We start from the raw sequence: 7,860 nt of genomic DNA, 5'->3' as shown, positions 1-7,860 counted from the left end.
CCGCCGATCGCCTCTGCCTGCCACCCGCCGAAGCGCTACGCGCTCACCGCGCGCGGGCCGCCTTCCGCCCGCGCCTGACGCACCTCGCGACCGCGCCGCCGCACACCACGCGGCGCCGTCCGCTTCGCTTGCCCGCCCAGCCGGTGCCCGATGCCGAGCCCGCGCGCGTGACCACGCGCGGCGGCCGGTGCCGTGCATGGCGCGCATCGTGTCCGACTCGTCATCGTCACCATCACCCTACGTACAACGACATGTTTACCTCGACCCGTATTGCCGTCGCGCTGTCCGGCGCGATCTCCGTTCTCTTCGCGTCGGCCGCCTGCGCGCAAGGCGCCGACACGCAAACCGACGCCCCGGCAGCGTCGCCCCTGCCCGCGATCAACGTCAACGCAACCCGCGAGATCGACTCGCTCACATCGAAATCGACCGGCAGCCTGAAACGCACGCTCGAGCAGACGGTCGGCTCGGTGGGCTTCGTCGATGCCGACCGCTACCGGAACACCTATGCGTTCACGCTGCGCGACGTGCTGAAGGACGTGCCCGGCGTGTTCGTCGAGAACCGCTACGGCCAGGAGTTGCGGCTGTCGATTCGCGGCTCGGGGATCGCCCGCTCGTACCACACGCGCGGCCTCGAGATCCTGCAGGACGGCATCCCGACCAACCTTGCGGACGGCAGCGGCGACTACTACCAGATCGATCCGCTCGCGCTGCAGGCGGTGCAGGTCTACAAGGGCGGCAACGGCCTCGCGTACGGGGCGTCGACACTCGGCGGCGCGATCGATTTCATCACGCCGACCGCCCATACCGCCGACGCGCCCAACATCCTGCGCGTGGAAGGCGGCAGCTACGGCACGGTGCGCACCAGCGCGCAGATCTCGCGCGTGCTCGGCCCGCTCGACTTTCTCGCGAACTTCAGCGTCAACCACGCGGACGGCTATCGCGATCATTCGAAGGGGCAATACGAGCAGTTCAACGCGAACGTCGGCTACCGGTTCAGCCCGACGGTCGAGACGCGCTTCTATGTCGGCGTGTACGTCGTCGACCAGTTGCTGCCCGGCACGCTGTCGCTGTCCGACGCGCTGAACAATCCGACCAAGGCCGCGCCGAATGCGATCTCGGGCGATCAGGCGCGCAACACGCGCACCGAGCGGATCGCGAACCGCACGACGGTGAAACTCGATTCGGGCGAACTGCAGTTCGACACGTGGGCGATCCACAAGAGCCTGTATCACCCGATCTTCCAGGCGCTCGACCAGGACGGCTGGACCTACGGCTTCGCACCGCGCTACACGGGCCACCTGACGCTCGGCGGGATGCGCAACGACCTGATCGTCGGTGCGCGCTTCTTCGGCGGCCGCACGCAGGCGAACCAGTACGTGAACGTCAACGGCAACAAGGGCGCGCAGACGCTCGACTCGACGCAGACGGCCTTCAATTACGAGGCGTATGTCGAGAACCGGCTGTTCTTCGTGCCGACCGTCGCGCTGATGACGGGCGTGAAGGTGCTGCACTCGGTGCGCGAGTACATCGACAACGGCGGGCTGCCGCGCAACCCGAACACCAAGTCGACGAACGCGAGCTACAGCGGCGTCAATCCGAAGCTCGGGCTGCTGTGGCAGCCGGACGCGCACACCCAGGCGTACGTCGACGTCACGCGCAGCCAGGACGTGCCCGACTTCACCGACCTCACGCAGACCTTCTCGAACACGACGCGCTTCACGCCGCTCGCGGCGCAGCACGCGTGGACGATCGAGTTCGGCACGCGCGGCGCGCGCGAGCGCGTGAGCTGGGACGTGACCGCCTATCGCTCGCTCGTGCGCGACCAGCTGCTGCAGTACACCACGAACCCGGACGTGCCGGCGTCGACGTTCAATGCGAACAAGACGGTGCTGCAAGGGATCGAGGCCGGCGCGTCGGTCGAGTTGCTGCGCAACGTCACCGGGCGCGGCGCGGGCGACAAGGTCACGCTGTCGGGCATCTGGAACCTGAACGACTTCCGCTTCAAGAACGACCCGCAGTACGGCAACAACCGGATCGCGGGCGTGCCGCTGAACGTGCTGCGCGCGACGCTGGGCTACGCGCGGCCGAGCGGCTTCCACATCGCGGCGACGCTCGACTGGGTGCCGTCGGGCGCATGGGCCGACGATGCCAACACGTTGCGCGTGCCGAGCTACACGCTGCTCGGGCTGCAGGCCGGCTACGACTTCCGCAATGGCCTCTCGCTGTTCGTCGACGCGCGCAACCTGACCAACAAGCGCTATGTGAGCGACATCAGCACGGTCGCCGATGCGCGCACCGCGAACACCGCGATCTTCTATCCGGGCGAAGGGCGCAGCGTGTTCGCCGGCATGCGGTACGCGTTCTGATGCGCCGCCTTTCTAGCAACACCGCATTGAACAGATTCAAAGGATCTCGAAACATGAAGTTCAGATTGATGCTGCCCGCCGCCGTCCTCGCGGCCTTCTCGCCCGCGGGCCAGGCACAGGAAAGCGATGCCGCGAGCGCGGGCGCCACGCTCGCACCGATTCGCGTCAACGCGCAGAAGGCGACACCGCTCACGCAGCCGCTCGACACCGGCAGCCGTCTCGGCTTGACCTCGCTCGAAACGCCCGCGAGCGTCGAGCAGATCGATCGCAAGACGCTCGACACGCGCGGCGACAGCGCGATCGTCGACGCGGTGAGCCGCGCCGCCGGCATCAGCGCGTCGCCGCATCCCGGCAACGGCGGCTCGGAGCTCGGCGCGCGCGGCTTCGTCGGCGCGTCGTCGGTCACGCAGCTCTATGACGGCGTGCGCCCGTACGGCGCGATCGGCATCACGTTTCCGTTCGACACGTGGTCGGTCGACCATATCGACGTGCTGCGCGGCCCGGCGTCGGTGATCTACGGCGAAGGCGCGATCGGCGGGGTCGTCAACATCGTGCCGAAGAAGCCGACGCGCGGCGCGATCCGGAACGAGCTGCAGGTCGGCGGCGGCACCGAAGGCACGGCGCGGGTCGCGTTCGGCAGCGGCGGCGCGATCAACGACACGCTGTCGTACCGCTTCGACATCAGCGGCAACCGTTCGTCGAACTGGGTCGACCGCGGCAATTCGCGCAACCTGTCGATCTCCGGCGCGCTGCGCTACGACGTGCGCGCCGACCTGTACGTGACCGCGTCGTATGCGCAGGGCTTCCAGCATCCGATGCAGTATTTCGGCGTGCCGCTCGTGAACGGCGCGCGCGATCGCGCGCTCGACAAGAAGAACTACAACGTCGGCGACAGCGACATCGCGTTCCGCGACAGCTGGGCGACGGTCGCGGCGAACTGGCAGCCGAGCGACAGCCTGAACGTGACCAGCACGCTCTACCGGATGAAGAGCAACCGTCACTGGAAGGATGCGGAGTACTACACGTACCTGCCGTCGACCGCGCAGGTGCGGCGCAGCAGCTTCACGGAGATCTTCCACGACCAGGCGCAGTACGGCAACGTGACGGCGGCCACCGTCACCACCGCGCTGCTCGGCATGCGCAACACGTTCTCGACGGGCGTCGAGTTCAATCACACGACGTTCCAGCACGACAACAACTCGCCGTATTCGGGCACGTCGACGATCGATCCGTTCAACTTCGATCCGGGCAGCTTCATCAACACGGCCGGCACCTATCCGAAGTACCGCAGCCAGGCGAACCAGTACGCGCTGTTCGCCGAGAACCGGCTGGAAATCACGCCGCGCTGGTCGGTGATCGGCGGGCTGCGCTACGACCACGCGAGCGTGAACCGCGACGATCTCGTGAACGGCGGCGCCTTCACGAAGGTGTTCGCGAACACGGGCTGGCGCATCGGCACCGTGTACGACGTGCAGCCCGGCCTCGCCGTGTACGGCCAGTACTCGGTTGCGGCCGATCCGATCAGCTCGCTGCTGTCGCTGAATGCGTCGAAGGCGAACTTCACGCTGGCGACCGGCCGGCAGATCGAGATCGGCGTCAAGCAGTCGTTCCTCGGCGGCAAGGCGGAATGGACGCTGGCCGCGTACCGGATCGTCAAGAGCAATCTGCTGACCGCCGATCCGCTGAACCCGAACCAGTCGATCCAGGTCGGCCAGCAGTCGTCGCGCGGGCTCGAGGCGACGATCGGCGCGGAGATCGCGAAGGACTGGCGCGTCGACGCGAACGTGTCGATCCTGCGCGCGAAATACGACGACTTCCAGCAGACGTCCGGCGGCACGACGGTATCGCGCGCGGGCAACGTGCCGGTGTCGGTGCCGCAGCGGCTCGCGAACCTGTGGGTGAGCTGGCGCTTCGCGCCGGACTGGACGGGCATCGCGGGCGTCAAGTACGTCGGCAAGCGTTTCGCCGACACCGCGAACCAGCTCGTGATGCCGTCGTACACGACCGTCGACCTCGGCCTCGCGTGGAAGCCGCGCAAGGACACGACGATCACCGCGCGCGCGTACAACGTGTTCAACCGGCGCTTCGTGCAGTCCGCGTACTACAACGAGACGCAATACCTGCTCGGCAACGACCGGCGGCTCGAAGTGGTGGCGAACTACCGGTTCTGATGCGGCGCGGTGCGGTGCGCCGCCCCCGCCGCCGGTACGCATGCCCTGCGGCGGGAGCATTTCATCGCGACCTCACCGCGAATGCGCGGCCACTCACGCAACCGCATGAACGCCCTGGATCGGCGCACAGCGGCCCGACGACCCCCTCGCCGGGCCGCATGATCGCACGTCACGCACGCGTGCCCGCCGCGCGCCCCGCCATCCACTTCCGGTAGCGCCGCGTCTGGCACTGCGCGGCCAGTTGCTGCCTGACCAGCGCGCGCAGCGGCGATACCTGCGGGTGCGTGCGTCGGCCTTCGCTCAGCCGCGTGAGCTGGAACTTGACGACCGCCATGTTGGCCAGCGCGCCCAGCGCCTTGTTCTTCCAGCGGATCGGTTCGAGCACCGGCGCGCTGTCCTTGCCGGCCCGCCAGTCGCGCGGCAGGTTCGGCTCGATCGACAGCGCGGTCGCGATGCCGACCATCGCCACGCCGCTGTCGACCACCTGCTCGGCCACCACGCGACGCCGGATGCCGCCCGTGACCATCAGCGGCATCCGCGCGACCGCCGTGATGTCGCGCGCGAATTCGAGGAAATACGCTTCGCGGGCCAGCGTGCGGCCGTCGCGCGCCTCGCCCTGCATCGCCGGCACTTCATAGCTGCCGCCCGACAGTTCGACGAGATCGACGCCGAGCGGATTCAGCAGTTCGACCACGCGCTTCGCATCGTCCGCGCTGAAGCCGCCGCGCTGGAAATCGGCCGAGTTCAGCTTGACCGCGACCGCGAATGTCGGCGACACCGTCGCGCGCACCTCCCGCACGATGTCGAGCAGCAGGCGTGCGCGATTCTCGATGCTGCCGCCCCACAGGTCCTGCCGGCGGTTCGTCAGCGGCGACAGGAACTGGCTCAGCAGGTAGCCGTGCGCCGCGTGAATCTCCACGCCGGTGAAGCCGCTCTGCTCCGCGAGTTGCGCGGCGCGCACGAAGCGCTGCTGCACGTCGGCGATATCGGCGGGCGTCATCTCCTTGGGCACCGGGAACTGCTTCGACAACGCACCGAGCGCGAGCGGCACGGCCGACGGCGCGAGCGTCGTCTGGCCGAGCGCCGCCTGCATCTGGCGCCCCGGGTGATTGATCTGCATCCACACGTGCGCGCCGCCCGAACGCGCCACCTGCGCCCAGCGGCGAAAGCGGTCGAGATGTGCATCGCTCTCGAGCACGACGCCGTTCGGCCCCGTCATCGCGCGGCCGTCCACCATCACGTTGCCGGTCAGGATCAGGCCGACCTGGCCGTCGGCCCACGCCTGGTACAAGCGCAGCAACGCGTCGGACGGTGCGTGGTTCGCATCGGCCATGTTCTCTTCCATCGCGGCCTTGGCCAGACGGTTCGGAATCACCGCCCCGTTGGGCAGTGTCAGCGGTGTAAACAGATTCATGGAGGGCACCCTCGATTGACGATGCCCAACGATAACTTTAAAGTCAACTTTAAGGTCAAGCCCCTTTTGGAGCACAGCATGAAAATCGGCGAACTGGCGAAGGCGAGCGGCCTCGCGGCGTCCCGCATCCGCTTCTACGAAGCGAGCGGGCTGCTCGAACCGGCCCGTCGGCAGGCGAACGGCTATCGGGAATACGGGTCGGAAGCGTTGACGCGGCTCGCGATCATCGACCGCGCGCAGCGCGCGGGCTTCGCGCTCGACGAGATCCGCGCGGTGTTGCCGCCCGATCTCGGCGCGTGGCCGCGCGACGAGCTGCTGGTGGCGCTGCGGCACAAGGTCGACGAAATCGTGCGGCTCGAACAGCGTCTCGCGCAGAACCGGCAACATCTGGAGGTGCTGATCGACGAGATCGAGAACAAGCCGGACGGCGAGGATTGCGCGGAAACCGCGCAACGAATGCTCGACCGGCTGTGCGCGCAGGCCGAAGAAGCGTCTGCGTCGGCACCGGTGCCCGCGCCGGTCCCGCGGCCGACGCGCAAGCGCGCATGACTGGTTACACTGCGTCACCTGAAAAACCATCAATCAGCACGGCGGCGAGACGAGTCGACGCAAGTGCGCCGGCTTCCGCAACGCGACTTCAAGACCCGATCCGCATGACGATCCCCCGTATCAAAGGATTCCTCGTCGCCGCACTGCTGACGCTCGGCATCGGCAGCGCTTGCGCCAGAACGTGCGCCGATACGCCTGCGTCGTTCGCGTGCCCCGCCGCCCCCGACCTTCCGGACGAGATCGTCGCGCAGTTGCCCGACGGCTACGAAGCGATGGACGCCGCGTCGGGGCGACTGACCGACAGCCCCCATATCGGCTATGTCGTCGTCGCGCATCAGCCCGACGACTCGATGCGCAAGGCGTCGCTGCGTCCGCTGATGATCTTCCTGCCGGGCAAGGACGGGCACTACCGGCTCGCGGCGCGCAACGACGCCGTGATCATGAAAGCCGACGAAGGCGGGATGGGCGACCCGTATCTGGATGGCGTCGCCGAGAACGCGCTGACGATCGAACCGCGCACGTTCACGGTCGAACAGGGCGTATTCGCGGGCCACGATCACTGGCGCGACCGTGTCACGTTTCGCTACGACACGGCGCATCGCACGTGGGTGTTCCATCGCGAGGTGTTCCGGAACTGGCGCTTCAACGACGACCCGAACGGCGATGCGCTGAAAGCCGACCCCGTGCGCGTCACGCGTGCCAATGCGGCGAAAGCGGTCACGTTCGAAGCGTGGCGGCCGGATTACTGGTGTGAATCGGCCGAGCGGCGAAGTAGCGATCCGGCTTGCAGCAAGACGCGTTGATGGTGACGCGGGTGCACGGCTGCACTGGCTGACGGTTCGTGTGGGCAAGCGATACACAGGGTGCTGCCGTGCTGCACGATCGGTGCGTCTGCCGGCAGGCGCAGGCGCTGGCCCCCTTTCTCAGCCGCGCAGATTTGCTTACGTCGCAGGTAATCGACGCGCGCCGCCCGCGCCGCGATCATGGCTCCATCGATGCACGAACCGCATCACAACGAGGAGCCCGCCATGACCGCCTACGCCATCGCCCACCTGCACGACGTCGAGATGGGCGACGACATCGTCGAATACCTCGAACGCATCGACGGCACGCTCGCGCCTTTCAGCGGCCATTTCGTGATTCACGGCGCGCGGCCGGAGGTACGTGAAGGCGTGTGGCGCGGCGACCTGATCGCGATCGCGTTTCCCGATCTCGACACGGCGCGCGCGTGGTACGAATCGGATGCATACCGGCAGATCCAGCCGCTGCGCGCGCGGCACGCGAGCGGCCCGCTGATCCTGATCGACGGCGTCGACGCGCGGCACAAGGCGACCGATATCCTGCGCTGAGCCGCGACGCC

Annotated in this window: 6 protein-coding genes; 5 read left to right on the top strand and 1 reads right to left on the bottom strand. The window is 67.8% G+C overall.

Annotated features, from left to right (window positions below):
• Positions 1 to 251 precede the first annotated feature (251 nt).
• Both G3N96_RS01375 and G3N96_RS01370 read left to right on the top strand, forming a co-directional pair.
• Complete coding sequence (locus G3N96_RS01375; protein WP_206135972.1) at positions 252 to 2,366, top strand: TonB-dependent receptor; 2,115 nt, start codon at positions 252 to 254, stop codon at positions 2,364 to 2,366.
• 53 nt (positions 2,367 to 2,419) lie between these two features.
• A complete protein-coding gene (locus G3N96_RS01370) occupies positions 2,420 to 4,537 on the top strand; it encodes a TonB-dependent receptor (protein WP_206135971.1) in 2,118 nt (705 codons plus the stop codon).
• Positions 4,538 to 4,706: 169 nt separating this feature from the next.
• Here the strand turns inward: G3N96_RS01370 and G3N96_RS01365 are convergent, their stop codons facing one another.
• Positions 4,707 to 5,951 carry an NADH:flavin oxidoreductase/NADH oxidase family protein gene (locus tag G3N96_RS01365; RefSeq protein ID WP_206135970.1) on the bottom strand — a complete coding sequence of 415 codons (1,245 nt, stop codon included), beginning with the start codon at positions 5,949 to 5,951 and terminating at the stop codon, positions 4,707 to 4,709.
• A gap of 78 nt (positions 5,952 to 6,029) precedes the next feature.
• Here G3N96_RS01365 and G3N96_RS01360 point away from each other — a divergent pair, with 78 nt between their 5' ends.
• From G3N96_RS01360 to G3N96_RS01350, 3 genes are all read left to right on the top strand, one after another.
• Entirely contained in the window at positions 6,030 to 6,500 is a 471-nt protein-coding gene (locus G3N96_RS01360) for a MerR family transcriptional regulator (protein ID WP_124581595.1), read from the top strand.
• Positions 6,501 to 6,604: 104 nt separating this feature from the next.
• Entirely contained in the window at positions 6,605 to 7,303 is a 699-nt protein-coding gene (locus G3N96_RS01355; protein ID WP_206135969.1) for a hypothetical protein, read from the top strand.
• A gap of 225 nt (positions 7,304 to 7,528) precedes the next feature.
• Complete coding sequence (locus G3N96_RS01350; RefSeq protein ID WP_089429181.1) at positions 7,529 to 7,849, top strand: DUF1330 domain-containing protein; 321 nt, start codon at positions 7,529 to 7,531, stop codon at positions 7,847 to 7,849.
• Positions 7,850 to 7,860 lie beyond the last annotated feature (11 nt).

The sequence above is a fragment of the Burkholderia sp. Se-20373 genome, from assembly GCF_017104705.1.
Lineage (GTDB): Bacteria > Pseudomonadota > Gammaproteobacteria > Burkholderiales > Burkholderiaceae > Burkholderia.
This window is presented reverse-complemented; position numbering and strand designations above follow the sequence as displayed.